The organism is Klebsiella sp. GB_Kp056 (genome assembly GCF_040064755.1).
GTDB lineage: Bacteria > Pseudomonadota > Gammaproteobacteria > Enterobacterales > Enterobacteriaceae > Klebsiella > Klebsiella quasipneumoniae.
Genome location: NZ_JBEAJA010000052.1, coordinates 14,731 through 40,357, shown reverse-complemented (window position 1 = coordinate 40,357; position 25,627 = coordinate 14,731). Strand labels below are relative to the sequence as shown.

Annotated in this window: 27 protein-coding genes and 2 pseudogenes; 16 read left to right on the top strand and 13 right to left on the bottom strand. The window is 57.8% G+C overall.

Annotation, left to right across the window (positions count from 1 at the left end; all coding sequences use genetic code 11):
* Positions 1-301 precede the first annotated feature (301 nt).
* The 4 genes and pseudogenes from ompK37 to ABLV52_RS13410 form a co-directional block, all read left to right on the top strand.
* Positions 302-1,426 (top strand): porin OmpK37, encoded by a 1,125-nt coding sequence (gene ompK37 / locus ABLV52_RS13425; RefSeq protein ID WP_348890497.1) that lies wholly within the window; start codon positions 302-304, stop codon positions 1,424-1,426.
* Between the two features lie 144 nt (positions 1,427-1,570).
* On the top strand, positions 1,571-1,783 hold the full coding sequence (locus tag ABLV52_RS13420) for a KTSC domain-containing protein (RefSeq protein ID WP_023289427.1): 213 nt from the start codon (positions 1,571-1,573) through the stop codon (positions 1,781-1,783).
* A gap of 81 nt (positions 1,784-1,864) precedes the next feature.
* Positions 1,865-2,299, top strand: coding sequence for a universal stress protein UspF (uspF, locus tag ABLV52_RS13415; RefSeq protein WP_023289426.1), 435 nt, complete (start codon positions 1,865-1,867; stop codon positions 2,297-2,299).
* Between the two features lie 327 nt (positions 2,300-2,626).
* Positions 2,627-2,794: pseudogene (locus ABLV52_RS13410) on the top strand (SOS response-associated peptidase); the annotation flags it as partial.
* Between the two features lie 291 nt (positions 2,795-3,085).
* Here ABLV52_RS13410 and ABLV52_RS13405 read toward each other — a convergent pair.
* Complete coding sequence (locus ABLV52_RS13405; RefSeq protein WP_025999099.1) at positions 3,086-3,343, bottom strand: bacteriocin immunity protein; 258 nt, start codon at positions 3,341-3,343, stop codon at positions 3,086-3,088.
* A 497-nt stretch (positions 3,344-3,840) separates the two neighbouring features.
* Positions 3,841-4,161 (bottom strand): TonB family protein, encoded by a 321-nt coding sequence (locus ABLV52_RS13400; RefSeq protein WP_348890496.1) that lies wholly within the window; start codon positions 4,159-4,161, stop codon positions 3,841-3,843.
* Positions 4,162-4,607: 446 nt separating this feature from the next.
* Between ABLV52_RS13400 and ABLV52_RS13395 the strand changes: the two are divergent.
* Positions 4,608-5,042: pseudogene (locus tag ABLV52_RS13395) on the top strand (tyrosine-type recombinase/integrase); the annotation flags it as partial.
* A 48-nt stretch (positions 5,043-5,090) separates the two neighbouring features.
* Complete coding sequence (gene ttcA, locus ABLV52_RS13390) at positions 5,091-6,026, top strand: tRNA 2-thiocytidine(32) synthetase TtcA (RefSeq protein ID WP_023289425.1); 936 nt, start codon at positions 5,091-5,093, stop codon at positions 6,024-6,026.
* Between the two features lie 45 nt (positions 6,027-6,071).
* Here ttcA and dbpA read toward each other — a convergent pair whose 3' ends face one another.
* From dbpA to zntB, 3 genes are all read right to left on the bottom strand, one after another.
* Positions 6,072-7,445 (bottom strand): ATP-dependent RNA helicase DbpA, encoded by a 1,374-nt coding sequence (dbpA, locus tag ABLV52_RS13385; protein WP_044522571.1) that lies wholly within the window; start codon positions 7,443-7,445, stop codon positions 6,072-6,074.
* Between the two features lie 14 nt (positions 7,446-7,459).
* Positions 7,460-7,654, bottom strand: coding sequence for a hypothetical protein (locus ABLV52_RS13380; protein WP_071592553.1), 195 nt, complete (start codon positions 7,652-7,654; stop codon positions 7,460-7,462).
* A gap of 316 nt (positions 7,655-7,970) precedes the next feature.
* Positions 7,971-8,954, bottom strand: a complete 984-nt coding sequence (gene zntB, locus ABLV52_RS13375) for a zinc transporter ZntB (RefSeq protein WP_032436262.1) — start codon at positions 8,952-8,954, stop codon at positions 7,971-7,973.
* Positions 8,955-9,232: 278 nt separating this feature from the next.
* Between zntB and ABLV52_RS13370 the strand changes: the two genes are divergently transcribed.
* The 3 genes from ABLV52_RS13370 (at position 9,233) to ABLV52_RS13360 (ending at position 11,488) form a co-directional block, all read left to right on the top strand.
* The gene (locus tag ABLV52_RS13370; RefSeq protein WP_023289422.1) at positions 9,233-9,976 is read left to right on the top strand and encodes a DeoR/GlpR family DNA-binding transcription regulator; all 744 of its coding nucleotides are present in this window, start codon (positions 9,233-9,235) and stop codon (positions 9,974-9,976) included.
* Positions 9,939-11,057: an oxidoreductase gene (locus ABLV52_RS13365; RefSeq protein WP_348890495.1), complete on the top strand. Its 1,119-nt coding sequence runs from the start codon at positions 9,939-9,941 to the stop codon at positions 11,055-11,057. Before ABLV52_RS13370 ends, ABLV52_RS13365 begins: the two co-directional genes overlap by 38 nt.
* Before the next feature lie 236 nt (positions 11,058-11,293).
* On the top strand, positions 11,294-11,488 hold the full coding sequence (locus tag ABLV52_RS13360) for a hypothetical protein (RefSeq protein ID WP_004203980.1): 195 nt from the start codon (positions 11,294-11,296) through the stop codon (positions 11,486-11,488).
* A 274-nt stretch (positions 11,489-11,762) separates the two neighbouring features.
* Here ABLV52_RS13360 and ABLV52_RS13355 read toward each other — a convergent pair whose 3' ends face one another.
* A complete protein-coding gene (locus tag ABLV52_RS13355) occupies positions 11,763-13,142 on the bottom strand; it encodes an amino acid permease (protein ID WP_032452612.1) in 1,380 nt (459 codons plus the stop codon).
* 334 nt (positions 13,143-13,476) lie between these two features.
* Here ABLV52_RS13355 and ABLV52_RS13350 point away from each other — a divergent pair, with 334 nt between their 5' ends.
* From ABLV52_RS13350 to ABLV52_RS13340, 3 genes are all read left to right on the top strand, one after another.
* Positions 13,477-13,956 (top strand): Lrp/AsnC family transcriptional regulator, encoded by a 480-nt coding sequence (locus tag ABLV52_RS13350; protein WP_023289419.1) that lies wholly within the window; start codon positions 13,477-13,479, stop codon positions 13,954-13,956.
* Between the two features lie 251 nt (positions 13,957-14,207).
* Entirely contained in the window at positions 14,208-14,822 is a 615-nt protein-coding gene (locus ABLV52_RS13345; RefSeq protein ID WP_004176405.1) for a YitT family protein, read from the top strand.
* A 38-nt stretch (positions 14,823-14,860) separates the two neighbouring features.
* Positions 14,861-16,060: an amino acid aminotransferase gene (locus ABLV52_RS13340; protein WP_023289418.1), complete on the top strand. Its 1,200-nt coding sequence runs from the start codon at positions 14,861-14,863 to the stop codon at positions 16,058-16,060.
* Between the two features lie 44 nt (positions 16,061-16,104).
* Here ABLV52_RS13340 and ABLV52_RS13335 read toward each other — a convergent pair whose 3' ends face one another.
* Genes ABLV52_RS13335 through ABLV52_RS13325 form a run of 3 tightly spaced genes read right to left on the bottom strand, consistent with a single transcriptional unit; the run spans position 16,105 to position 18,591 of the window.
* A complete protein-coding gene (locus tag ABLV52_RS13335; protein WP_044522560.1) occupies positions 16,105-16,773 on the bottom strand; it encodes a methionine ABC transporter permease in 669 nt (222 codons plus the stop codon).
* Positions 16,766-17,779 carry an ATP-binding cassette domain-containing protein gene (locus ABLV52_RS13330; RefSeq protein WP_348890494.1) on the bottom strand — a complete coding sequence of 338 codons (1,014 nt, stop codon included), beginning with the start codon at positions 17,777-17,779 and terminating at the stop codon, positions 16,766-16,768. Before ABLV52_RS13330 ends, ABLV52_RS13335 begins: the two co-directional genes overlap by 8 nt.
* 8 nt (positions 17,780-17,787) lie before the next feature.
* Positions 17,788-18,591, bottom strand: a complete 804-nt coding sequence (locus tag ABLV52_RS13325; RefSeq protein WP_032452608.1) for a MetQ/NlpA family ABC transporter substrate-binding protein — start codon at positions 18,589-18,591, stop codon at positions 17,788-17,790.
* A 220-nt stretch (positions 18,592-18,811) separates the two neighbouring features.
* Here ABLV52_RS13325 and ABLV52_RS13320 point away from each other — a divergent pair, with 220 nt between their 5' ends.
* On the top strand, positions 18,812-19,987 hold the full coding sequence (locus ABLV52_RS13320; RefSeq protein ID WP_065805951.1) for an aminotransferase class I/II-fold pyridoxal phosphate-dependent enzyme: 1,176 nt from the start codon (positions 18,812-18,814) through the stop codon (positions 19,985-19,987).
* 19 nt (positions 19,988-20,006) lie between these two features.
* Here the strand turns inward: ABLV52_RS13320 and ABLV52_RS13315 are convergent, their stop codons facing one another.
* From ABLV52_RS13315 to ABLV52_RS13305, 3 genes are all read right to left on the bottom strand, one after another.
* Entirely contained in the window at positions 20,007-20,366 is a 360-nt protein-coding gene (locus ABLV52_RS13315) for a hypothetical protein (protein WP_023318077.1), read from the bottom strand.
* A 206-nt stretch (positions 20,367-20,572) separates the two neighbouring features.
* Positions 20,573-21,484 (bottom strand): NmrA/HSCARG family protein, encoded by a 912-nt coding sequence (locus ABLV52_RS13310; protein WP_348890493.1) that lies wholly within the window; start codon positions 21,482-21,484, stop codon positions 20,573-20,575.
* Positions 21,484-22,347 carry an MBL fold metallo-hydrolase gene (locus tag ABLV52_RS13305; protein WP_348890492.1) on the bottom strand — a complete coding sequence of 288 codons (864 nt, stop codon included), beginning with the start codon at positions 22,345-22,347 and terminating at the stop codon, positions 21,484-21,486. Before ABLV52_RS13305 ends, ABLV52_RS13310 begins: the two co-directional genes overlap by 1 nt.
* Before the next feature lie 87 nt (positions 22,348-22,434).
* Between ABLV52_RS13305 and ABLV52_RS13300 the strand changes: the two genes are divergently transcribed.
* Complete coding sequence (locus ABLV52_RS13300; protein WP_348890491.1) at positions 22,435-23,358, top strand: LysR substrate-binding domain-containing protein; 924 nt, start codon at positions 22,435-22,437, stop codon at positions 23,356-23,358.
* 19 nt (positions 23,359-23,377) lie between these two features.
* Here ABLV52_RS13300 and ABLV52_RS13295 read toward each other — a convergent pair whose 3' ends face one another.
* On the bottom strand, positions 23,378-24,283 hold the full coding sequence (locus ABLV52_RS13295; protein ID WP_348890490.1) for a LysR family transcriptional regulator: 906 nt from the start codon (positions 24,281-24,283) through the stop codon (positions 23,378-23,380).
* A gap of 138 nt (positions 24,284-24,421) precedes the next feature.
* Between ABLV52_RS13295 and ABLV52_RS13290 the strand changes: the two genes are divergently transcribed.
* On the top strand, positions 24,422-25,351 hold the full coding sequence (locus tag ABLV52_RS13290; RefSeq protein WP_348890489.1) for an aromatic alcohol reductase: 930 nt from the start codon (positions 24,422-24,424) through the stop codon (positions 25,349-25,351).
* A gap of 25 nt (positions 25,352-25,376) precedes the next feature.
* On the top strand, positions 25,377-25,583 hold the full coding sequence (locus ABLV52_RS13285) for a DUF1471 domain-containing protein (protein WP_032452602.1): 207 nt from the start codon (positions 25,377-25,379) through the stop codon (positions 25,581-25,583).
* Positions 25,584-25,627: the final 44 nt, after the last annotated feature.

Sequence of the window (25,627 nt, the reverse complement as noted above, 5' to 3'; positions counted from 1 at the left end):
GTTTTACCGATAAACAAAATCATTCCGCAGAATGAGACGGCAAATAAAAATGCTTGGCATGACAATAAAGGCATATAACGCGCGAATAATACGCGATCAAAGTGAATATGTATAATTTTTATTTTGTATATTATTTGTAGATATATTCACCATAATTATCACCATTACTTCAGACGTATTTTATTTAGATTTTACTTATATCGTAACAATTGAGTCTTACCATATCTTAGACCGCTCCTTTAGCATGAGTTCACTTCCTTCCCGGAAGCTAGAACATAAAAACAGTTAAAGGAATTTCTTCATGAAAAGAAAAGTACTGGCCCTCGTTATTCCGGCTTTATTAGCCGCTGGCGCTGCGCACGCGGCGGAAATTTATAATAAAGACGGAAATAAATTAGATGTCTATGGCAAGGTAGACGGTCTGCACTATTTCTCCAGCGACTCGAAAAAAGACGGCGACCAAACTTACGTTCGCTTTGGCTTTAAAGGCGAAACCCAGATCAACGATATGCTCACCGGTTACGGCCAGTGGGAATACAACGTTCAGGCCAACAATACCGAAAGCGCCGGCGATCAGGCGTGGACCCGTCTGGCCTTCGCCGGTATCAAAGTGGGCGATTACGGTTCTTTCGACTACGGTCGTAACTACGGCGTGCTGTACGACGTCGAAGGCTGGACCGATATGCTGCCGGAGTTCGGCGGCGACTCTTACACCTATGCGGATAACTTTATGGCAGGCCGCGCCAACGGCGTCGCGACCTACCGCAACAGCGATTTCTTCGGTCTGGTGGATGGTCTGAACTTCGCCCTGCAGTATCAGGGTAAAAACGAAGGCCAGAACGCCCAGGATATCAACGTCGGCACCAACAACCGCAGCATCGACAGCGATGTTCGCTTTGACAACGGCGACGGTTTCGGTCTCTCCACCTCCTATAACTTCGGCATGGGCATCAGCGCGGCTGCGGCCTATACCTCTTCTGACCGTACCAACGACCAGATGACCCGGACCAACGCCCGCGGCGATAAAGCCGAAGCCTGGACTGCCGGTCTGAAGTACGACGCCAACGATATCTACCTGGCGACCATGTACTCTGAAACCCGCAACATGACCCCGTACGGCAATGACGGCGTGGCCAACAAGACGCAAAACTTCGAAGTCACCGCTCAGTATCAGTTCGACTTCGGTCTGCGTCCGGCTATCTCCTACCTGCAGTCCAAAGGCAAAGATCTCTATAATACCGGCAGCTACGCCGATAAAGATCTGGTCAAATATATGGACGTCGGCGCCACCTATTACTTCAACCGTAATATGTCCACCTACGTTGATTACAAAATCAACCTGCTGGATGACAACGACAGCTTCTACAAAGACAACGGTATTTCTACCGACAACATCGTCGCGCTGGGCCTGGTTTACCAGTTCTGATGCGCCAGCCCGCCGGTTCCGGCGGGCTTTCTCTCTCTTTGCATCTTAGCAGCTAAAACAAAACAATATATCCCACAGCTTAAAATAGCCGTCCGTTTAGTGATATAGTCGTGCTCAGTCAGTGCCTGCCCGAGGACGTCCATCATGCATCATCACCCGGTAAAATCTTCCCGAATTATCTCTGTCGCCTATGATGACGCCTCCGCCACGCTGGAAATCTGTTTTTATCACCAGCCGCCGTTGCAATATACCGGGGTTCCACCGCGTATTTTTCGTGACTTTTTACAGGTGGTGTCAAAAGGCCGATTTTATGACGGCGTGATAAAGGGAAAATTCCCCGAACGCAAGCCACGTTAATGTCAAAGTGTGACTGCGGTCATGATACAAAACGTGCCATAATGCCGTACAATATGAGGGGATACTTAAACAGGAGGTTTTATGAGCAGAATGATTCTTGTCCCCATCGATATCTCTGATAAAGAATTTACTGAACGCATTATCAGTCACGTTGAATCGGAAGCGCGGATTGACGACGCTGAGGTCCATTTCCTCTCCGTTATCCCTTCCCTGCCTTATTATGCCTCACTGGGAATGGCCTATACCGCCGAACTGCCTGGTATGGATGAGCTGCGCGAAGGGACGGAAACGCAGCTTAAAGAGCTCGCGAAGCAGTTCTCTATCCCGGAAGATCGGAAACATTTTCACGTTGCCGAAGGATCGCCAAAAGATAAGATCCTGGCCCTCGCCAGGTCGCTACCCGCCGACCTGGTGATCATCGCTTCGCACCGGCCGGATATTACCACCTATCTGCTGGGCTCCAACGCCGCCGCGGTAGTCCGCCACGCCGAGTGCTCAGTGCTGGTCGTTCGCTAACGCCTCAGCCCGCCGCCCGGCGGGCTTTTTATTTTTACTTCTGCCCCTGCCCGCAGCGGAAAGTGCCGGAAAGATGCTGACATTCCGCCCCTGAATCCGTACCATACACGCCACGGTTGTCTGTCAGACCTCATTAATTGCTACGCGCCAGCGCCACGTTGTCCAGCGGCTGGCAGAACGCGTGCTCTTCTGATGCCACACTATGAATTGAGCCACTATTACATGCTGCAAAATCAAGAAATCAGTAAAAATGTACAACACCAATAAGTTGTGCCCCCTCCAACCAACTGAATTTATTTTATATTTCCATACAGCCAGCCCCCACAGCGCCGGCCGCTGGTCCTGGTACCTGAATCCACCCGGGAATGGATGAGGCAGGCTATTCGAGGAAAAGAGGTGAATGAGATAATTGCAGATGGTGCGGTACCTGCTGATCATTTCACATGGCACCCCGTTTTCCGAGCGGTGGACAACGTTAGGAATCAGGGGGCGTAATTGATTGAGGCTATTAAAATCCAATAACCTGATAATACCCGCACTATGCTGAAAGCAGACCTTGGTGTTCTGATTGCCTTTTGCATCGGGAATGCCCTCAAAGCGCATAAGTTAAGGAAGTTGCTCAGACTCCGACGGCATCTTTAGGGCTGGTTGATAAAAAATCAAAATTGTGAACTACTTTCACCGATAATAAATTCAACGTAATAAAAAACCGCCGGCGCGAGTTTCAATCAGAAGTCATCTATTATCACGTTAAGATAGGTAAGATAACGCAACTGTACCGATCAGCTACTCTTTGAAACCAGGCTTGCCATTCCTGGCCCGCCATTCTTTCACTTCCTTAACAACCCTTTCCGGACTATCCTCTCGGCCCTTTGGAGGATAGAAAATTACATCAGAACCATCAGGGTGTTCAGTGATACGTTCAAACTCTAAAACATTTTGCACATCTTCATCTTCGGTTGTATTATCCGGATTAAATATCTTTTTCACAAAAGCTAAAAACTCAGATTCGGTGTAATCAGAAATGCTTTTTTTATTGTCCATCATTAACCACCATTGCTTAGTGAACTTCGACATGGCTTTTTGTGCATCATAACTCGCCAGTTCTCAATACCATACACATCACCGGTATTTTAATAGCTTTTGCGTGTTCTAATTCATGTTTAAGCCTTCCCCCGACATGCTCATTTTACGAATGAACGACCATGTTTCTAACTTGATACTCCCTAAGCTAGCTTGTCAAACCGCTCAGTTAGCTCAGTGGTATCAGAAACCGCCTTCCTGAAAGCTCTCCGAATGAATGAAAGTTCGAAAACTCACAGCCACGAAATTTTTCAGCAATCACACTGGGAACAGGAGAGCCTAACTCGTCTCCAGTTTTTTTTCAGCCAACCATGACTAACCTGCTCCCCTTAACCAGTGATTTTGCCAGGTAAATCTCTAGAGCTTGCCAACATAACATCACTTGGCTCGACTCCCATTGCAAGAGCATCAGGCTGCTAGATCTCTCAGTACACAAAATCCAGGTAGGCTAGCAGTATTTACGGTTGAGATGGACGAAATCTTATTGTTCCACGCGCAATGCCTGGCTTTCCGGTCTCATACTTGCATTTTCTCATTGCTGATCTTGTTTCTCTAAAAAAGATCTCAGCACCAGTTGTCTCAACAGAAGTTACTTCCCCTTTTTCATTTACTGAGGCAGCGTAATTTACAGTGCCACTAATCCGATTAGCCATGGCAGAAACTGGATAATAAGGATTAGGGCAACTTATCCGCACAGGCACCACTTCTTCTTTATTTCCTGCAGCAAGTGCCAAGTTTGATATAAGAACAGCGCAAACCAGAAGTAATGTTTTTTTCATAACCGATACCAATTGTTGTTTTCCTTATGTCTATAGATCCCTAATACGCCTTTTTCATGCAACGCCGGAGGATGCGGCTCCACTTCTACATCCCCGCGGGTATGGAGGGGATTATATATCACAGCCGGGTTAGCTGCGCGCTTTGCGTTCTGCGGGGGATTGAGGCATCGCCATTCTTCCGCGGGGCTACTCCTTCCCTATAACGCTTCCATTCACCTATATTCCATTAAAAAATGAGGAGTTTCGACTTATCATTTAGGGCCAAGTAAAGTAAGCACCTCTCTTACAGCCAGATTTCCAATCTTATGTGAGCCCCAAAACCCGGCACTGATTACCGGGTATTTTATTGTTTCCCAGGTGCTTTTACGGTCTCTCACGCCCGGCACATCTCCGGCGAGTTACCTCTCACCAGCGCCTCAGCAAAAGGCCTCGGTATGGCATTAGCAGCAGGAAACCGGACGATACAATTGCTCGGCCCTGCCCTGGACGCGCTCAAAGCGCAGCATGAACTGACAGCTGGACATCCGGTCGCCACTATCACGTTTCACCACAGGGAATACGGCTCAAGCGAGGAACAGAATTTGCGACTTGTTTTCATGCCGCGGAGACGGAAAGGCGAGCAAAAACCCTGCTACTCGCACAGCAGTATAGGCAGCAGATGGGAAGCTGCAGTAAAACGCGCTGGCATTCGCCGCAGGAATCCGTACCATACGCGGCATACTTTTGCCTGCTGGCTCCTGACGGCTGGCGCAAACCCGTCTTTTATAGCCAATCAGATGGGGCATGAAAACGCGCAAATGGTGTACGACGTTTATAGTACATGGATAGAAGAAATGAACGGCGACCAGGTTTCTATGTTGAATTCCCGGCTTGGGCTTTAACACGTTTTGCCCCCTATATGCCCCTTTTAGATTTTGAGAATGTTAACAATGCAAGAAAATCAAGAACTTACAAAGAAAGAGAAATACAACATCGACAAGCTGCAGAAACGTCTGCGCCGCAACGTCGGTGAGGCGATCGCCGACTTCAATATGATTGAAGAAGGCGACCGCATTATGGTTTGTCTGTCAGGCGGCAAGGACAGCTATACCATGCTGGAGATCCTGCGTAACCTGCAGAAAAGCGCGCCCATCTCCTTCTCGCTGGTGGCGGTGAACCTCGACCAGAAACAGCCCGGGTTCCCGGAGCATATTCTGCCGGCTTATCTTGAGCAGCTGGGCGTTGAATACAAGATTGTCGAAGAGAATACCTACGGCATCGTCAAAGAGAAGATCCCGGAAGGGAAAACCACCTGCTCGCTCTGCTCTCGCCTGCGTCGCGGCATTCTCTACCGTACCGCCAGCGAACTCGGCGCCACCAAGATTGCCCTCGGCCATCATCGCGACGACATCCTGCAGACGCTGTTCCTGAATATGTTCTACGGCGGCAAAATGAAAGGAATGCCGCCGAAGCTGATGAGCGATGACGGCAAACACATCGTCATCCGCCCGCTGGCCTACTGCCGCGAAAAGGACATCGAGCGTTTCTCCCAGGCCAAGGGCTTCCCGATTATTCCATGCAACCTGTGCGGGTCGCAGCCTAACCTGCAGCGCCAGGTGATCGCCGATATGCTTCGCGACTGGGATAAGCGTTATCCGGGACGCATTGAAACCATGTTTAGCGCGATGCAGAACGTGGTGCCTTCGCACCTGAGCGACGTTAATCTGTTTGATTTTAAAGGCATCACCCACGGTTCTGAGGTGGTGGACGGCGGCGATCTGGCGTTTGACCGGGAAGAGATTCCCCTGCAGCCTGCCGGCTGGCAGCCGGAGGAAGAGGACGCCCGGTTAGATGAGCTGCGTCTGAACGTAGTGGAAGTGAAGTAACCCGAAAGCGTCTCAGGCCGCCGCCTGAGACGCGCTATTCTGCCCTTACTTCAGCAGTCGTACGCGGCAGGCTTTGCCTTTGATCTTACCGTTTTGTAACTGCTTATACGCTTTCTGCGCCATATTCTGGCGGATCGCTACATAGACGTGGGCCGGGTGGACGGTAATTTTGCCGATATCGGCGCCATCAAACCCCATATCTCCGGTCAACGCCCCCAGCACATCCCCCGGGCGCATTTTCGCCTTTTTTCCGCCGTCGATGCACAGCGTCGCCATCTCCGCCGTCAGCGGCGTGATAGCGTTGCCCGTCGGCGCCGGCAGCCAGTTAAGGGATAATTGCAGCATGTCGGCCAGAATGGTGGCGCGCTGCGCCTCTTCCGGCGCGCAGAAGCTGATAGCCAGGCCTTGTTCGCCGGCGCGGGCGGTGCGGCCGATGCGGTGAACATGCACCTCCGGATCCCAGGCCAGCTCGAAGTTCACCACCAGCGCGAGAGATTTGATGTCCAGGCCGCGGGCGGCGACGTCGGTCGCCACCAGAACCCGAACGCTGCCGTTCGCGAAGCGCACCAGCGTTTGATCGCGGTCGCGCTGCTCGAGGTCACCGTGCAGCGATAATGCGCTCTGCCCGGCGGCGTTGAGCGCATCGCAGACCGCCTGGCAATCGCGCTTGGTATTGCAGAACACCACGCAGGACGCCGGCTGATGCTGGCTGAGCAGACGCTGGAGCAGCGCAATCTTGCCGTGACGGGAAACTTCAAAGAACTGCTGTTCGATAGCCGGTAACGCATCGACGCTGTCAATCTCAATCGTTTCCGGATGACGCTGCACCCGACCGCTGATCGCCGCGATCGCCGCAGGCCAGGTGGCGGAAAACAGCAGCGTCTGCCGGTCAGCCGGCGCGAAGCGGATCACCTCGTCGATGGCGTCGCTGAAGCCCATATCGAGCATGCGGTCCGCTTCATCCATCACCAGGGTCTGCAGCGCGTCGAGAGAGACCGTCCCCTTCTGCAGATGATCGAGCAGACGGCCCGGGGTGGCGACGATAATATGCGGGGCGTGCTGCAGTGAATCGCGCTGAGCGCCAAACGGCTGCCCGCCGCAGAGCATCAAAATCTTGATGTTCGGCAGGCAGCGCGCCAGACGGCGCAGCTCGCCGGCAACCTGATCGGCCAGTTCGCGGGTCGGACACAGCACCAGCGACTGGGTCTCAAAGCGCGACGGATCGATATGCTGCAGCAGGCCCAGCCCGAAGGCGGCCGTTTTTCCGCTGCCGGTTTTTGCCTGCACGCGCACATCTTTCCCCGCGAGGATCGCCGGCAGGGCGGCGGCCTGAACCGGCGTCATCGACAGATAACCCAGCTCGTTAAGGTTGGCTAATTGGGCGGCAGGTAAAACAGTCAGGGTAGAAAAAGCGGTCACAATGTATTCTCGTATTAAAGGACAGACGATCTGCAGGCGCGTATCCTCGCAGATCTCCGCGCCTGATGCGACAATTTAATCGGCTCTTCATCAGGCGGCGGATCGGGCTGCGGCTGCGGGCGCGGTCGCGGATCGGGTAAAGGAACCGGATCGTTCGGCTCGGGCGAGATGGGGATGGACTGGGCTGTCAGCCCTGAAGCGTAATGCATAGTGGCCTCCCGGAAAGTGATACGGGCGTACCCGCAGGCGTAAACGGCCTGAAGACCGTCGGGTGTCTTAGTAAGCGTAGAAGCTGGTCAGGAGAGCGCAAAAAAAAGCCGACTCAACAAAGTCGGCGTCGTACGAATCAATTGTGCTATGCAGTAATTCAAAAAAGGAAGTAAGACAATATGGAGCGCAACGCCCATCGCTTGACGTTGCATTCACCTGCGAGAGAGATATTGCCCTGAATGGGTAGAGGGTTTATTGATTTCGCTCAAACATTGCCGGGTTTTCCCGGCATCGTCGCCGCCAAAAGGCGATTCTTTACAACCATTTACTGCGATGTAACCACCACGCAACACCACCGATGACAACGACTAACATCAGGCAAAAGAGGCTAAAGCCCAGATGCCAGCTGTTACCTGGGATCCCCCCGAGGTTGACGCCGAACAGGCCGGTTAAAAAGGTGCTGGGCAGAAACACCATCGCCATCAACGACATCGTATAGGTCCGCCGCGCCAGCGACTCCTGCATAATCTGGGCGATCTCATCGCTCATGATCGCCGTCCGGGCAATGCAGCTGTCGATCTCGTCCAGCCCACGCCCCAGCCGCTCGGCGATATCCTGCATCCGCCGCCGCTGATCGTCGCTCATCCACGGCAGGCGTTCGCTGGCCAGCCGGGCGTAAACATCGCGCTGCGGCGCCATATACCGGCGCATCACAATCAGCTGCTTACGCAGTAGCGCGAGAAAACCGCGCGGCGGCACCTGCTGATCGAGCAGGTCGTCTTCGAGGTCGATAATTCGGTCATGCAGTTGTTCAATAAACTCACTGGCATGATCGGTCAGCGCGTCGCAGACTTCCACCAGCCAGCTGCCGCCATCCGTCGGCCCATTGCCCTCCTTCAGGTCGCCCAGCACATCGTCCAGCGCCAGCACTTTGCGCTGACGAGTGGAGACGATCAGCCGCTCATCCATATACAGACGCATCGCCACCAGCTGGTCTGGCCGTTCATCGGTGCTGCCGTTGATGCAGCGCAGGGTAATCAACGCCCCGTCGCCGATCCGCGTCACCCGCGGTCGGGTGCTCTCGCCCGCCAGGGCATCGCGCACGTTATTGGGCAGCAACGGGGTGGCCGCCAGCCAGTCGGCGCTGTCGCTATGGGTATAGTTGAGATGCAGCCAGCAGGGTTTCTCTTTGTCGATAATATCGTCATCGGCGAGCGGCTTCACGCCCCCCTGCCCGTCGAGCACCCACGCGAAGATCGCGTCCGGTATCTGCAACTCCGAGCCTTTAATCGCGTCCACTCAACCTCCGTTAATCCATGCCTGTCGCATTGCGCGCGCTCTGTATAAGGTACGCGAAAGCGCGCTTTTTCGCTGTTTATTGCCCGGTGAAAGAGGCTAATCGCTTCATTAAAAAGCGCTTTCCCCCGGGCCGCGCCCGCTTTCCTCATTTAACGTTAAAGTGTAGTGAAATCAAGTTCTTCAGGTTTTCCACGGTTCATTGCGACCTTTTGCGGTTTATTTTGCGGTTTTTTGCTGTATTATGCCGTTTATTGCGTCAATTTGCGGAGTCTCTCGTCATGCATAAGCTCGCGCGACAAAAACACATCCTTGACCGGCTGAGTGAAACCGGTCAGCTGAGCATCAGCGAACTGGTTGATGCGCTGCAGGTGTCGGCCGATACCATACGCCGGGATCTCAGTGAGCTGGAAAACCAGGGGGTACTGCAGAAAAGCCACGGCGGCGCCATCGCGCTTAACGTCCCGGCGATGACGCGCCAGGGAAGAAACGCCCTGCTCCCCGGAACGAAACAGCGTCTGGGCCAGCAGGTCGCCGCGCGCATCCCCTCCGGCTCGACGCTGTTTCTCGACGCCGGCAGCACACTGCTGGCCGTCGCTACCCAGCTGAAAGGCCCCATGACCGTGATCACCGCTTCGCTGGATATCGCCCAGCTGTTCAGCGACCGCGCCGATATCCAGCTTATCCTGCTTGGCGGCCAGTGGGACAGTGAACAGCGGCTGTTCGCCGGCAGCGCCACGCTGTCGCTGGTGGCGCGCTACCGCGCCGATATCGCGATTCTCGGCGCCTGCGCGTTGCATGCCGAACTGGGCCTGAGCGCCAGCCAGGAGGCCGATGCGGACGTAAAACGCGCCATGCTCGCCGCCAGCGCGGAACACTGGCTGGTGGCGGACCATACCAAAGTCAACCATTGCGAACCCTGGCTGGTGGCCGGTCTCAGCGACATTCACCATCTTTTCCTCGATCGTCCCTGGCCTGAGCTGGGGGATGACCCTGTCCTCTCTGTACATATTGCTGACGCTTAACAACGTGGAGAACCTGATGAGTAACAACACGATAAATATCGCCCTGATTGGCTATGGCTTCGTCGGTAAGACTTTCCACGCGCCGCTTATCCGTTCGGTGCCGGGCCTGAACCTGGCCTTCGTCGCCTCGCGCGATGAAGAGAAAGTCAAACGCGACCTGCCGGACGTCACAGTGATCGCTTCCCCGGAAGAGGCGGTCCAGCACCCGGATGTCGATCTGGTGGTTATCGCCTCCCCCAACGCCACGCACGCGCCGCTGGCCCGCCTGGCGCTGAACGCCGGCAAGCATGTGGTGGTGGACAAACCCTTTACCCTTGATATGCAGGAGGCCCGGGAGCTGATCGCCCTGGCGCAGGTGAAACAGCGGCTGCTTTCCGTCTTCCATAACCGCCGCTGGGACAGCGACTATCTCGGTATCCGTCAGGTTATTGAGCAGGGCGCCATCGGCACGGTGAAACATTTTGAGTCCCATTTCGACCGGTTCCGCCCGGAAGTCCGCGTCCGCTGGCGCGAGCAGAACGTCCCCGGCAGCGGCTTATGGTTCGATCTGGGGCCGCACCTGATCGATCAGGCGCTGCAGCTGTTTGGTCTGCCGCAGTCGGTACAGGGCAACATCGCCACCCTGCGCGACGGCGCGGAGATCAACGACTGGGCGCATGTGGTCTTAAACTACCCGGCGCATAAAGCGATCCTCCACTGCAGCATGCTGGTCGCGGGGGGCTCCTCGCGCTTCACGGTGCATGGCGATAAAGGCAGCGTTGTCAAAGCCCGGGCCGACCAGCAGGAGAGCCAGCTGCTGGCGGGTGTGGTGCCGGGAAGCGCCGGCTGGGGCGAGGATGAGGATGGGCTGGTTATCTATGACGCCTCGCTGCAGACCCAAACCCAGCCTACCCCGCCGGGCGATCAGCGCCAGTACTATATGCAGATCCGCGACGCGCTGAAGGGCCTGATCGCCAATCCGGTGCCGCCGGTGCAGGCGCTGGCGGTGATGGCCGTCCTGGAAGCGGCGGCGCGCTCTGCAGAAAGCGGCGTGGCGCAGACCCTCGACCTGACCGACGACGAGCGCAACGCGCTGCGCTAAGCCTGTCGTTACTCCGGTTATCTGCGCAGCCTGCAGGTAACCGGATCGCCACCCCGACTGCAGAAATAATCACTGCCTGTCAGCAGATTATCCTTTCTTTATCCTGCCTTTTTGCCTAAAGCACCGCTGGAAATTTCAGCCAATTGGGAGGAGGATAGAGAACAGATCGATCGTGATGAGAACAAGGTTGCTGACGCTGTGGACGCGGTGACCGCAATACCGGACAGGAGAAGCTCATGTACTACACGTTAGGAGATACCACTCTCCATTTTTATCGCTATCAGTGCAAATTCTACGTCGCCCACTGGGAAGGAGGGAACGTGATGGACGAAAAATTTAAACCGTTTATCGAGCAGATCACTGAGAAGACCGGGCTGGACGCGAAGCGCGTCGAGACCGCCGCGCGCGATTATTTTACTAACGTGGATTAACAGGCAGCCTGTTGCGGTATACCGAAGGCCAGGCCGACTCGCCTGTCGTTGATCTTCCCCCTTCCGCCGCCACGGCCCTCGTTCCCGCTGGCGGCTCTCTTTCCCCACCGGCGATAAACAGGATAACGACCAGCCAGAACCCCAGGCTGTCTGCCCCACGCTTTTGTCAATTTCCAGACCGATAACGTGAGATGTCATTTATCGTAATTATCTATTTCCCCGTGATTTTTTAGTCGACACAATATCGCCCTGCCGCCAGGCAGGGCGTCGGCGACTACCGCTCCTCCAGCGCCGCCACCGGCTCCGGCGCGCTTTTCCTGCGCAGCAGATAGCCTGCGGCAAGGATCAGCAGCCATACCGGGATCAGGCAGACGGAGATGCGGATGTCCGGGGTCAGATACATCACCCCGAGGATCCCGGCGAGAAACAGCAGACACAGCCAGTTTGTCAGGGGATAGGCGAAACTCTGGAAAGCCGTTACCTTCCCGGCCTGCTGCATGGCGCGACGGAACTTAAGATGAGTGATGCAGATCATCGCCCAGTTGATGACCAGGGCGGCCACCACCAGGGCCATCAGCAGGGCAAAGGCTTTCCCGGGCATCACATAGTTAATCACCACGCAAAGCGCCGTGGCGACGGCGGACACCGCCAGGGCAGTCAACGGGATCCCGCGGTGGTTCACCCGCAGCAGCGCGCGCGGGGCGTTGCCCTGCTGAGCCAGGCCGAACAGCATCCGGCTGTTGCAGTAGACGCAGCTGTTGTAGACCGACAGCGCGGCGGTGAGCACCACCAGATTGAGGGCGTTGGCCACAATATTGCTGTCAATGGCGTGAAAGATCAGCACAAAGGGGCTTCCCCCTTCCACGACGTTCCGCCACGGGTAGAGTGACAGCAAGACCGCCAGCGACCCCACATAAAAAAGCAGAATACGGTAGATCACCTGGTTGGTGGCTTTGGGAATGGTTTTATGCGGTTCGTCGGCTTCCGCCGCGGTGATCCCCACCAGCTCAAGCCCGCCGAAGGAGAACATGATCACCGCCATGGCCATCACTAAGCCCGTGATACCGTTAGGGAAAAATCCCCCGTCCTGCCACAGGTTGGCCACCGTCGCCGCCGGCCCGCCGTGACCGCTAAATAACAGGTAGCAGCCAAAGGCGATCATGCTGATGATGGCGGCCACTTTGACAATCGAGAACCAGAACTCCAGCTCGCCATACACTTTGACGTGCGTCAGGTTGATGGCGTTGATCGCCACGAAGAAGATTGCCGCCGACAGCCAGGTGGGTACCTCCGGCCACCAGTATTGAATATAGATGCCCACCGCCGTCAGCTCCGCCATGCTTACCAGCACGTACAACACCCAGTAATTCCAGCCGGACATAAACCCGGCGAAGGGCCCCCAGTAGCGGTTGGCGAAATGGCTGAACGACCCCGCCACCGGCTCCTCTACCACCATTTCGCCAAGCTGACGCATGATAAAGAAGGCGATAACCCCGGCGATGGCGTACCCCAGCAGGACCGAGGGGCCTGCCATACGGATCGTTTGCGCGATACCTAAAAACAGTCCGGTGCCGACCGCCCCCCCGAGGGCGATCAACTGGATATGGCGGTTTTTTAACCCGCGCTTTAACTGATGCTCTTGCTGCGTTGTCATCTCTGACCTGCCCCTGTCTGTAAAAAGTCACTTTCGCCGGTAGCAACTTTCAGGCCAGTGGATCGTCGCGGAGCGTCAGACCAAAATTAATCCATTGAATGATATTGAAATATTCTTTTCCAGTTCGTTCTGAAAGCTGGTCATCGCGGCGCTGACCTGGCGCATAACGCGCGAAAATTGGCCGGATGACGCACAGATCATGAGAAAACAAGTGGCTTAATGCATGAAGCTGACCCGTTTTGGTGCATCCGGTTTGCCGCCGTCGGGTCAGGCTTCACGCCAGGCAAAAAACTGTTAGGCTGGTAGCCACTTTTACGTTCCGCTAGTGGCCACTATGTACAACATCGACGACTATGATCTGAAAATTCTTACCCTGCTGCAGGCCAATGGCCGTTTGACCAATCAGGAGCTTAGCGAGCTTATCGGCCTGTCCGCTTCCCAGTGTTCGCGCCGCCGTATCGCCCTTGAACAGGCGCAGCTTATCCTCGGCTACCATGCGCGTCTGGCGCCGGATGCCGCCGGGCAGGAGATGCTTGGCCTGATTGAGGTGCGCCTGCTGAATCACACCCCGCAATGCGTGGAGAGCTTTCATCAGATGCTCAGTGAAGTGGACGCCATTCTGGACGCCTGGAAAACCACCGGCGACGCCGATTATCTGCTGCGGGTAACGGTCCCGGACCTGCCCGGACTGAGCCATTTGATCAGCCATATTCTGGCGCAAAACAAAGGGGTGGCTCATCTGAAAACCGCCGTCGTGCTCAACCGCCTGAAGGAGAACGGCCAGCTGATGCCGGGCACGCCCTCGCTGCGCTGAACCGGAGCATAGTGCCCTGCGCTGGTGCAGATGCGGGGCCAGTCAATGCGTGATAAGCAGTAAATTCGCACAACTTACGCATTTCATAACCATTATGCGCACGACCCGTGCGATTTTCTCTTTCCAACAGAACAACAGGTTAGGCTAAACCACGGCTATTTTTTCCGCAACCAATCGCCCGGGCACGCTCCTCTGGTGCGATTTTTGCAAACAAGAGCTTATCCTTGTTAACGAAAAGATAGTGCTTATTTATGGATAACGTCCTTTCCCCTGAAAAACTGACCCACACCTGGCTGGAGGATGCCCTGGCGCTGCTGTTCGGCACGCTGATGATCTCCTTTGGCATTATCCTGTTTCGCCAGGCCGGCGCCCTGACCGGCGGGACGGCAGGCATGGCCTTTCTAATCCACTACGCCACCCACCTGCCGTTCGGCGTGGTTTTCTTCGCCATTAACCTGCCCTTCTACTGGCTCTCCGTCCGGCGGATGGGCGCCGCCTTCACGCTGAAAACCTTCTGCGCGGTCGGACTGGTGTCGCTGTTCTCCGACCTGCACGGCTACTTTATCCATGTCGATCGCCTGAACCCCTATTACGCCACCCTCTTCGGCAACATCATGGTCGGTATCGGCTTTGTGGTGCTGTTCCGCCATAAAGCAAGCCTCGGCGGCGTCAATATTCTGGCCCTCTATCTGCAGGATAAAAGCGGCATCCGCGCCGGTAAATTCCAGATGGTGGTGGACGCCTGCATCGTCACCGCCTCGCTGTGGGTGGTTAGCCTGCCGATGCTGCTGGTCTCTGTCCTCGGCGCCGTGATTTTGAATTCGATTATCGCCATGAACCACCGCCCAGGACGCTACGCGGTGTAATGGCTTCACCTTTAACGGTCATTTCAGGAGTAACCACTGTGTTCCAGAACGTTGACGCCTACGCGGGCGATCCTATCCTGTCGCTGATGGAGGCCTTTCAACAGGATCCCCGGGCAGACAAAGTTAACCTTAGCATCGGGTTGTACTATAACGAGCAGGCCATCATTCCTCAGCTGGAGGCGGTCCGTCAGGCCGCTGACCGGCTGCAGAGCCAGTTGCACAAGGCCAGCCTCTATCTGCCGATGGAGGGACTGGCTCCCTATCGCCGCGCGGTCCAGACGCTGCTGTTTGGCGAACACCATCCGGCGTTGCGTGCCGGACGCATCGCCACCATCCAGACGCTGGGCGGCTCCGGCGCGCTGAAGGTGGGCGCTGATTTCCTCAAGCGCTACTTCCCCGACTCCGCGGTCTGGGTCAGCGATCCAACCTGGGAGAACCATGTGGCCATCTTTGCCGGGGCGGGTTTCGAGGTGCATACCTATCCCTGGTTCGACAGCGCCACCCGTGGGGTCAATTTCCCCGCGATGCTTGCCGCCCTCCAGCAGCTCCCGCCGCGCAGCATCGTGCTGCTCCATCCTTGCTGCCATAATCCGACGGGGGCCGATCTCGCCCCCGAGCAGTGGGATCGGGTGATTGAGGTGTTGATCGCCCGGGAGCTGATCCCGTTCCTCGATATTGCCTACCAGGGTTTTGGCCGCGGGCTGGATGAAGATGCCTATGCCATACGCGCCATCGCCAGCGCCGGACTGACGGCGCTGGTTAGCAACTCGTTCTCGAAGATTTTTTCACTGTACGGCGAGCGTGTCGGCGGCCTGTCGGTGGTCTGTGACAACGCCGATGCCGCCGGGCGCGTGCTGGGCCAGTTGAAAGCTACCGTACGCCGCAACTACTCCAGCCCGCCGGGGTTTGGCGCCCAGGTGGTGTCGCAGGTGCTCAACGATCCCGAGCTGAATGCCCTGTGGCAGGGGGAAGTGGAGGCCATGCGCACCCGCATCAGCGCCATGCGCGTCGCGCTGGTGAAGGCCCTGCAGGCAGCCCTGCCGGCGGCGGATTTTTCCTATCTGCTGACCCAGCGCGGCATGTTCAGTTACACCGGCTTTAGCGCCGATCAGGTAGACGTTCTGCGTGAAGAGCATGGCATCTATCTGATTGCCAGCGGTCGCGTCTGCGTGGCCGGGCTCAACCACGGCAATATTGCGCGGGTAGCCAGCGCCTTCGCCGCGGTCTGCGCACGCTGATCCGCTTTCCCGCTGGCCGGGGCAACCCCGGCGCGGTATAGCAGTTATTCGCGACGCAGTCGGCGAGCCAGGCGGGTGCCCAGCGTCTGAATAAGCTGGACAATAACAATCAACACCAGGGCGGTGGTGAGGGTGGCAAAGGCGTCGAAACGCTGATAGCCGTAGGTGATCGCCAGGTCGCCGATCCCGCCGCCGCCCACCGTTCCCGCCATGGCGGTCGCGCCAAGCAGACCGATGGTCGCGGTGGTAAGGGCCAGAATCAACGACGCCGCCGCCTCCGGCAGCATGAAATGCCAGACGGTCTGCAGAGGGGTAGCGCCCATGGCGTCTGCGGCCTCAAGGATCCCCTCATCCACCTCCAGCAGCGAGCTCTCCACCAGCCGGGCAATATAGGGGGCGACAAAAACGATCAGCGGCACGATGGCCCCCGCGGTGCCGATAGTCGTGCCCACCAGCAGCCTGGTGAAGGGCAGGATCACAATCAGCAAAATGATAAACGGCAGCGAGCGCAGCACGTTAATCAGCGGATTCAGCGCCTGATGCACCACCGGGTTGGCCACGATGCCGCCAGGACGGCAAACCACCAGCACAATTCCCAGCGGGACGCCAAGCAGCGCGCCAAAGCCTAGTGAGATGGCGACCATAATCAGGGTATCATGCAGCGCCAGCAGAAACTGCTCGCCGGTAATGGCGGTATCAATTAGATCAAACATGGATGATTTTCACTCCTGCGTCGGCCAGATGGGTGATGGCGCGTTCGGTTTCGTCAGGCTCGCCGAGGAGTTGCACAATCATAAATCCCAGTATCCGGCCCTGAACTTCGGACATGCTGGCAAACAGGATATTCACCTCGACAGCATACTCGCGGATCAGGCGGTTAATGATCGGCTGCCGGGCCGTCGCGCCGATAAATTCGAGGCGTAAAGCCCGGGCGCCGTTGTCGCGCTGCAGGAGCGACGCCACCCGCTGCGGCAGACGATCGTGCACCACCGACTGCACGAAACTGGCGGTGACCGGATGCTGCGGCTGGGCAAAGAGACCGAAAACCGTCCCCTGCTCAACAATGCGCCCGGCCTGCATCACCGCCACCTTGTGACAGATTGTCTGGATCACTGACATTTCATGCGTAATCAGCACAATGGTGATGCCATAGCGGCGATTAATCTCCTGCAGCAGCAATAAGATCTGTACCGTGGTATGGGGGTCGAGCGCCGAGGTGGCTTCATCGCACAGCAGCACCGACGGGTTGGTGGCCAGCGCCCGTGCGATACCGACCCGCTGCTTTTGCCCTCCCGACAGCTCATTCGGGTAACTGTGCATTTTGTCGCTCAGGTCGACAAACGCCAGCAGCTCCGCAACCCGCGCCTGGATAAAGGCCTTGTCGCGTCCCTGCAAAATAAGCGGGATAGCGATGTTATGAAATACCGTTTTCGAATTCAGCAGATTAAAATTCTGAAAGATCATGCCGATATCTTTTTTGATCGCCTGCAGGCGCTGGCCGCTGCAGTCCTGGAGCGACTCACCGTTCAACACCACCTCGCCCTCACCCGGCGTTTCCAGACGATTAATCAGCCGCAATAAGGTGCTTTTCCCTGCGCCGCTGTAGCCAATAATGCCGAAAATATCGCCCCGGTCGATACTGAGATTAATATCCTGCAGGGCCAGAACCGGATGTCCTTTTCTGTTAAAGGTTTTACTGACATGGCGAAATTCTATCATCGCGTTATTCATTTTAAATAATCAGGCAGCAGGTAACCATCATACTGCGGATGGCTGAGAATATATTTTTTGAAATCGGCAGAGTGATAGCCGTCGATGATATCTTTGGCAAACTGCGCCTTCTGATTTTTACCGGCAACGGTCACAACGTTAATAAAATGGCTGGTGGCGGCCTCCAGCTTTAATGCCGAGGTAAGCGCCATGCCGCTGGAGACGGCGAAATTACCCTGAATCAGGCCATAGTCGACGTCCGGCAGCGCGCGAACCTGCTGGGCATTGTCCATCTCCTTAAGCACGATGTTATAGGGGTTGGCAACGATATTGCGCTGCGAAAAGGTGGCGGGATCGCTGTCCGGTTTAATCTTCACCCAGCCGAGGCTTTCCAGCACCAGAACCGCGCGATATTCGTTCGACGGCTGGTTTGGCACCGACACCACCGTGCCGGCTGCCGGGGTGCCTAGGGTCGTCAGCTTGCCGCCGTACAGACCCATCGGCGGCGTGGGTACCTGCACAATGCCGACGTTATCGGTCCCCAGTCGCTCATTGATCGCTTTCAGGTATACCGGATGCTGCATAATATTCGCTTCGATATCGCCGCGAGCTACCGCGTCATTGACCTGAATACCGTCGCTGAAATCTTTATATTCGATTTTATATCCTTTACTCAATAAATAGGGGGCGACCCCTTTTTCAAATTGCTCTTTATACGGCCCGGGGTTAAAGCCGATGCGAATAATTTGATCGGCGGTGGCGTAAAAGGAGGTGGCGGATAACAGGGCGAGCGTCATTCCGAGCGCAACTGACTTGTTCATAAGGTATTTTCCTGGAAGGTTGGCGATATTGAGCGATTAAATCACAGCCGAAAGCGGGTTGTAAGCCAGAACGCCGGATTTCCTTTTGCTTATTCCTCATAAACTTTTGCCATCCCGACATATCCTAAAAACAATAATCCTTTGCATATATTGTTATTTAGCCAGGCGCAATAAATCCCTTAAAGATGGCAGATTATTGATAACGTAAACCGGGAAAATTATGCCTGATTTCGCTGCTTCACCGCTGGTGGACGCCCTGGAAGAGAATCTGTTCAGCCTGCTGGAAAAACTGGCCGCGGAGGTCAACACCGACGCGCTGCCGTTGATCGACCTCTCCAGCGGCAGTCCGGATCAGCCCACTCCGCCGGAAGTGATTGACTCGCTGCAGAGCGCCATTCATCGTCGTGAAAACCATGGCTACCCGTCGTTCTGGGGCAAGCCGCAGGTCCGCGAAGCGATCGCCCATTTTTATCGCCGCCAGTATGATGTGGAACTCGATCCGCACAGCGAAGTCGCGGTATTTCAGGGCTCGCATATTGGTATTGGCGGCATCCCGCGGGCGCTGCTCCGTCCCGGGCAATACCTCATCTCCACCGATCCCTGCTATCCCATTTACCGCTCAGCGGCGCTGCAGTCCCAGGCGGCGTTTTATGGCCTGCCGCTCAGGGCTGAGAATCACTTCCTGCCGGATTTTAACGACCTCCCCCGGGAGGTGGCTGACCAGGCCGGGCTGGTGGTGCTTAACTATCCGCATAACCCCACCGGCGCCCTCGCCACGCCGGCGCTGTTCGCCAGCGCCCTGCAGTTTGCCCGCCGTCACCAGGTGCCGATCCTGCACGATTTTGCCTATGCGGCCATCGGCAGCGCGGCCAGCGATGCGCCGCTGAGCCTTTTCTCTCAGCCCGGCGCGAAAGCGTGGGGAGTGGAGACCTACACCTTCTCCAAGACCTTTAATATGGCCGGCTGGCGCTTCGGCTTCGCGGTCGGCAACGCCTCGATTATCCGGGCGTTTAAAAAACTGCACACCCACAGCTACAGCACGGTGTTTGGCGCCATTCAGGATGCAGCAATCGCCGCGCTCAGCCTGCCGGCAGAACGGATTGCGCAGCTGACGGCGGTGTATCATCAGCGCCGGGAGTGGGTTCTGCGTCGACTGGCCGCACTGCGCTGGCCGGTTCGTGCCGCACAAGGCACTTTCTTCCTCTGGCTGAGCGTGCCGCCCGGGTACCGTTCACAAGAGTTTGCCCGCCTGCTGCTGCAGGAGGCGCATATTCTGGTGGCGCCAGGCACTGGTTTTGGCGATGGGGGTGAAGGGTTTATTCGCATCAGTCTGACGGCTGGGGATGACGCGCTGAGCAAGGCGCTGGACCGTCTCGCCCGGCTGGCGCTGTTTTAGCGCCCGCCTCGCGGAGTCGTTACACCTTCAGGTAGCCCGCCATGCGTTGAATACGCGCGGCGGAATAGTCATAGCAGGCGCTGGCGGGTTTACCCAGTACGCGATATTTGGCGCCATTGTAAAAGGCGGTCTTATTCTCCTCTTCCAGAAAGCGCCGGGAGACGGTGTCGCTGAAAATACGGTCGCCATCCGACTGCGGCTGATAGCGGCTGGATTTGACGCTCTCCCACGCCACGCCGATCGGCTTATGGTCATAGCCGGTCATACAGAACAGCCGGTTGGAGGCCAGCAGATCGGCCTCGATGGTTTTAAATTCCGCCGCCGTAGCGGCACAGGTCATGCTTAACAGGCAGGCCGAAGCCCATCGGTAAATTGTCATTATTCAGGCGATCCCAGAGAGTTTCCTCCATTCTAAGCGGCTGAAAATTCTGGACGTTCACTTTCACCTATCGTTGCCAGCAAAATCCGCAAAATAATTTACACTCAGACTCCTCGTGCGTTGTCTTAACGACCTGCAGGCCTTCCCTGCGCAGCTCATCCGCCGGGCCAGATACCGAGACGCCGGCGGGAAGGATATAGTCGTCTTTAACGATTAAACGCCCAGCGGGTCCCGCTGGTCAGCGCCCGCTCGAAGGCGGGACGGCCGGGGCCCGCCAGCCAGCCGGCGAAGGTGTGCAGCTGCGGGTGCAGCTGGCGCAGGGCGTCGAGGTCGGCGTGCCCCGCCAGCCGCCCGTCGTCCACCAGCCCGGTCAGCTTGTGCAGAAAAGGGCTGGCAGCCAGCACCTCGTCGGAAAATCGCGAATAGGGGATCGGCCGTCCCGCCGCCGCGGAGAATAACGCCTCCAGCTGACGACCGGTCACGCTGTCGCTGGCGATCTCGAACGTCTTGCCGGCAAACCGCGCCGGCGCGGCAAAAATCGCTGCGACAAGCTGGCCGATATCCTCCACCGCCAGCACCTGCATCCTCCCCTCCGGCAGCATAAAAAAGTGAAAATGACCTTCATCAAGGCCAAAACCGGGCATCACCAGCAGCTCCATAAAGGTGGCGGGCCGCACGATGGTCGCCGCCAGCGGCAGGCGGCGGATATGCCGCTCAATCGCCGCTTTGGTGTCATAATGCGCTACGCCAGTCGGCGTCTCCCCCGCCGCGCTGCCGGAGCTGTACACCAGATGCTTCACCCCGCACTCGACGGCAAGGTCGGCGATGGTTATCCCGTAGCGCACCTCCTGCTCATCGGTTACCGTCCCGCCCGGCGAGCTGGGCTGCACGCTGAAGACGCCGTCGACCCCGGCCATCGCCGCCCGCATTGCCGCCCGGTCTTCAAAGGCGCCCACGATCAGCTCGGCTCCCCGCGCCGCCAGCGCAGCGGCCCCGGCGGAGAAAGGATCCCTGACCAGCGCCCGCACTCGCCAGCCGCGGTGCAGCAGCGCCCGCGCCACCGAGCCGCCCTGCTGGCCGGTGGCGCCAAAAACCAATACGCTCTGGGCATTATTCATCACCGTTCCCCCTCGTCAGCAGATCGTTCTCCGGCGTCTCGCCAGCGATACTCCCCTGGCCTGTCCTCCTCCAGCCAACCGCAGGAGGGTCCGGCGAAATGGCCGGTGAACCATTGGGCATGATGGCTTGCGCACCACGCCATCATCTCGCGTCGCGAGCGTTCCGCCTGCCGGGGATCGCCGCAGAACGCCGAGCTCCAGTGCGGATGGGTAAACTGGCGCGGGGAATGCAAAAGATCGCCTGAGAAACAGGCGTAGTCATCGCCAGAGGAGAGGATCAGCGCGGCATGGTCCGGACTGTGGCCGGGGGTAGGGATAAAGGCGATCCGTCCGCCGACCAGCGGCCTGGCCGCGACATCCACGGTCTCCAGCTGGCCAGCCTCGATCACCGGCAGCAGGCTGTCGAGCCACAGCGCCCGGTAGCGTTCGCTGTTCTTCACCCGCGTGAGCTCTTTTGCCGAACACAGGTAGCGCGCGTTGGGAAACAGCGGCGCCCAGCGATCGTCCCGCCAGACGGTATTCCACCCGACATGGTCGGTGTGCAGGTGGGTCAGTAGCACAAGGGTCACCGCCTCCGGGTTCACTCCCGCGGCGCGGAGATTCTCCAGATAGGGCGTGTTAAGTTGATGATAGAGCGGATTGCCGCCGCGCTCCCGACCGTTGCCGGTGGCGGTATCGATAACGATCAGATCGTGGGGAGTCTGTACCACCCAGCTGTGGATTGACAGCGCGATTGGCTGATTATCGGCGTCCGCCTCCGTCACAGGGAACGCCGCGGGATAGAGCGCCGCCGGCTGCAGGCTAATCTCGCGCTCCGGCACTTTGAATATCAGGCTGTCGCCTGTCTGGTAAGTTTGCATCACTCCCTCCGCGCGCATTGCGCTGGTTGATTTACCGGGGTGATATTCACTATGCTGCCGGGATAACCCACATTCAAATTGATTATCATAATGAAGAAAATCATTGAAAATGATTTTAGTCGTATCGATCTGAATTTGTTGACGGTCTTGATGGTGCTGTACCGCGAAGCCAGCGTTACCCGCACCGCAGAGGCGCTGCATCTTGGCCAACCGGCCATCAGCGGGGCGCTGAAACGGCTGCGCGAGATGTTTGACGATCCGCTGTTCGTGCGCAGCGCCAGAGGCATGCTGCCGACCCCGCGGGCGCAAGCGCTGATGACCGAGCTGCAGCCGCTGATGGAACACCTGCATTCGGCAATGTTTGGCGCCGGGGATTTTTCCCCCGCCAGCGCGCAGCAGCTTTTCCGCGTCGGCCTCAGCGACTGGAGCGAACACTGGCTGATGCCCCTGCTGTTACCCGGACTGATGCAGGAGGCGCCCGGGGTGTCGCTCCAGACACTCGCCGCCGACCCCTTCCAGGTACGCCAGCTGCTGGAGGCGGATCGCATTGATGTCGCGGTGTCCCTCAACAAGCAGAGCCGCGGGGAGATCGTCAGCGAACCGGTGATGAGCATGGGGGTGACCACCCTGTGGTCGCCGCAGCAGATCCCCTGCCGCGGGCCGTTGTCAGTGGGCGATTTCGTCGCCTGGGAACATGTGATGGTGGCCTATCGCGAAACCGGCCACGGGGAAATAGATCGCCAGCTCGCCAGTCAGGGACTCGCGCGGCGCGTGCGCTTCGCCACGCAGAATTTCTCCACCTTTCCCCTCCTGCTGACCACCCTGCCGCTCTTCGCCACCGTCCCCCAGGGGCTGGCGCAACGCTGGCAGGCGCAGTATGCGCTGCGCGCGGACGCCCCGCCGGTGGCCTACCCGGAATTTACCCTGTGTATACTGCGCCACAAACGCCGGGCGCAGGATCCGGCGCTGAACTGGCTGATAGCGAGGATAAAACAGGCCATGCGCGGCCAATAACCGGGCCGATGCCCCGTCATCAGGCCTCGCTGAGCGGGGGTTGCAGAACGCGCCTGCTCCAGTCGTAAAACGCGCGCACCGCCGGCGGCAGATAGCGGTTTTGCGGATAGACCAGCGACAGGGGAAGATCAGACGCGGCCTGCTCCAGACAGGCGACCAGCGCGCCGCTCTGCAGCCAGGGTTGCGCCAGATAGCTGGCGACGCGGATCAGGCCCAGCCCCTGAACGCCGGCCTGGATATAGGCATCGGTATCGTCGACCACCAGCGTCTCCTGCATGCGGATCGCGCAGTCGCCGTCATCGAGGGAGAAAAGCCAGTCGATGGTCCGCCCGGTACGGTGGTTCAGGTATCCCACCGCCCGGTGCTGGTGCAGATCGTCGATGCTCTGCGGCCGGCCGTGGGCCACTATCCAGGCCGGCGAGGCGAGGACCATCCAGCGGTAGCGGGCCAGAGGGCGCGCCACCAGGGTGGTGGAATCTTCGATTTGCCCGGTACGGATCACGCAGTCGAATCCCTCCTGGATGATATCTTCCACGTTGTCGCTTGAGCAGAGGATCAGCTCCAGGTCGGGATACTGCTGCAGAAACTCGCCGATCCTCGGCAAAACGCAGTGCCGGGCGAGAGATTGCGGCATCCCCACCTTGAACCGCCCGGCGGGCTGCGCCGAGCGGCCGGGAAAGGAGGCTTCCATCGCCGTCATTTCGGCCAGCAGCCGTTTACACTCCTCGTAATACCGACGCCCCTCCGCCGTCACGCTGAGCTTGCGGGTGGTGCGCTGAAGAAGCTGCGCCCCAAGCCAGGCTTCCAGCTCCTTCACTACCCGAGACACCGTTGAGCGCGGCTGCCCCAGCGCCTCCGCCGCCCGGGCGAAGCTGTGGGCATCCACAACCGCAACATACAACTGCATGGCATCCAGTCTGTCCATTTGGTGCTCCCCCGACGGTTATTATCCCATTATGACGAACAGTCTAACCCGAAATCCTGTTCTTATCGAATGATGCCCTCCCCCCTACACTGAGCCTGGAGCCAGTGAATACAAGGCTTAACTGAGCAAGGAGTTAAAATGAAAACTGATGATATTAATCTTGAGGAAAAAGTATTAGTTCTGGGAGCGGGACAACTGGGGGCCGCCGTACTGGATGCGCTGGTGCCAGCGGTGATCCAGCGCCAGGGCGCGGTCTCGGTGATCGTCTCGCCGGCGGCCTGGGATGAAACCGGCCAGCTGCGTTCGGCAAGCCACCGGGCGCTGGCCGACGCCGGGGCCGCCTTTCTCGCCGTCGACATCGCCGGTAGTTCACTGGAGACCCTGACCGGGGCGTTTCACGGGTACAGCACCGTGATTAACTGCATGGGCTTTGTCGCCGGTCCGGGGACGCAGCTGAAAATTACCCGCGCGGTGCTGGCCGCCGGAGTGCCTCGCTATTTTCCCTGGCAGTTTGGCGTCAATTACGATGTGGTCGGCAAAGGCAGCGGCCAGCCGGTCTGGGACGAGCAGTATGATGTCCGGACCCTGCTGCGCGCGCAGCAGGCCACGGAGTGGGTCATTATCTCCACCGGCATGTTTACCAGCTTTCTCTTCGAGCCAGACTTCGATGTGGTGAATTTATCCGCCCGAACCCTTCACGCCCTTGGCAGCTGGGACACCCAGGTGACCGTCACCTCGCCGGCGGATATTGGCCGCCTGACCACCGCGATTTATCTGCATCAGCCGCGGATCGTCAACGAGGTGACGTTTGTTGCCGGCGAAACGACCTCTTACCGGCAGCTGGCGGACACCGTGGAGCGCGTGACGCAGCAGACGTTCAGCAAAGCCGTTCACACCCTGCCCGCCCTGCTGGACCAGCTGCGGACAGACCCGGATAACGCCATGCTGCGCTATCGCGCCGCCTTCGCCCGGGGGGATGGCGTGTGGTGGCCGATGGGCGACACCTGGAATACCCGCCACCATCTGCCGACCCAGGACATTGCCGGCTGGCTGCAGGCCGCGCGCTGATTTTCTCTCACAGGACAGAATGACGATGAACAAGCTGATTCCACTGATCGTATTGAGTTGCCTGCTGCCGCTGGCGGTCAACGCCAGGACCCTCACCGCCACCGGCGATACCCTGGACCACGCGGAAAGCAAAATTCGCCAGCAGGCCGCCCGCGAGGGCGCAACCGCCTATCGGATCATTGAGGCGCGAATGGGTAACAAAGTGCACATCACGGCGACACTCGATAACTGAACCACCGCTATCCGGCTCAGGGAGGAGCCGCCGCCAGCCCGCGC